The sequence below is a fragment of the Schaalia georgiae DSM 6843 genome, from assembly GCF_000429245.1.
GTDB lineage: Bacteria > Actinomycetota > Actinomycetes > Actinomycetales > Actinomycetaceae > Pauljensenia > Pauljensenia georgiae.
Map to the genome: position 1 here is coordinate 1 of NZ_AUBM01000026.1, position 1284 is coordinate 1284.

The following is a 1284-nucleotide window of genomic DNA, read 5'->3' on the forward strand; positions in this document are numbered from 1 at the left end:
GGCGCGCACAGTGGACTCGCCGAAGTCGAAGAGCACTCCGTCTTGCAGCGTGATCGTCGTCCCGCACGACTCCACCGGCTTGAGCGACCCGACCGGCGGGAACGAGCCGACGCTCCCCGTGGCGGGCACCGGGTCCGCCTTGATGGTCTTCCCGTTGACGAGCGCTGTTCCGTCGCCGTAGTTCACGATGTTCAGACCGGTCTTGTCACTGTATGTGCCGCCGCCGTCGCCGTAGTTCACGATGGAGACGCCGGTCTTCGAATTGGAGTAGTTGCCCGAGCCCCCGGTGTAGATGGTGATATTGTCGCCGGTCTCCGAGTTCACGTAGAATCCCGATCCGTCGCCGTAGGAGACGATCTGCAGTGTTGGGGAGTTGTAGTTCCCGCTGCCGCCGGGGTACACGACGATCTGCTCGTTGGTGTCGCTGTTGGTGTAGTTGCCCGAGCCGTCGCCGTAGTAGACCAGCGTGATCGGCCCGTCTGTGATGGTGCCGGAGCCGTCGCCGTAGTTGGTGACGCCCTGGTCCCCGTTCCTGGAGTACCCGGAGCCGTCGCCGTAGAGGACCGTGTTGCCCCCATTGGCCAGCAGTGAGCTCCCGTCGCAGGCGGCGGGGGCCACGGTGATTCCGGGCACCGAGGCGATGGTGGTCGCGGTGTCGATGACGGCCTTGTCGGCGTTCTGCGCGAAAACCCCGATCGGGGGCAGTGTGAACAGGGGGATGGGCGGGATCTCGCCCGGCTTGTACCCTGGGACGGTCGGCGCCGAGGCGGTGGCGCTGGTGGTCGGCGAGGGGGCGGTTCCGGATTGGGCCGGGCCCTGGGACTGGGAGGAGGGGATGCCCGCGGAGCAACCGGCGGCGAGTGCGGCCGCGGCGGCGAGTGCCGCGAGGGGCGAACGGCGGAGGGACATGAGGGGTACCTCAATCTCTGGTCGTCGGAAGGGGGAGTGGGAAGTGTGTAGGGCACTATGCGTTCGGATGGGACTGGCCGCGCTGGCGCCGCGTTCCGACGGATTCCCCCGTTGGACGCCACGGTGCTCGCGGGCGGAGGGGCTTCCCGGGGGCGCCCCCGAGTGCCCAGCGGTGTGTTGATAGGTGGATTGTCCTTTGTGCGAAGGGGGAAGCGCAATACGGCGCGGGGCCGCCGTCCAGGACTCGGACTGTGGGGGTGGTGGTGCGCGCCCGCAGTCGGGGACTGCGGGCGCGCACTGGGTCTCAGGTCGTGGGTCGTGGGTTAGAAGGTGGGGATGAAGATCTCGACGCGGCGGTTGGCTTGGCGTCCGGCG

At 68.1% G+C, this 1284-nt stretch carries 1 protein-coding gene; it reads right to left on the reverse strand.

The features are described 5' to 3' along the window. Positions 1 to 909 (reverse strand): hypothetical protein (locus G447_RS0108580; protein ID WP_026430745.1); only part of this gene is annotated, 909 nt, incomplete at its 3' end. Positions 910 to 1284: the final 375 nt, after the last annotated feature.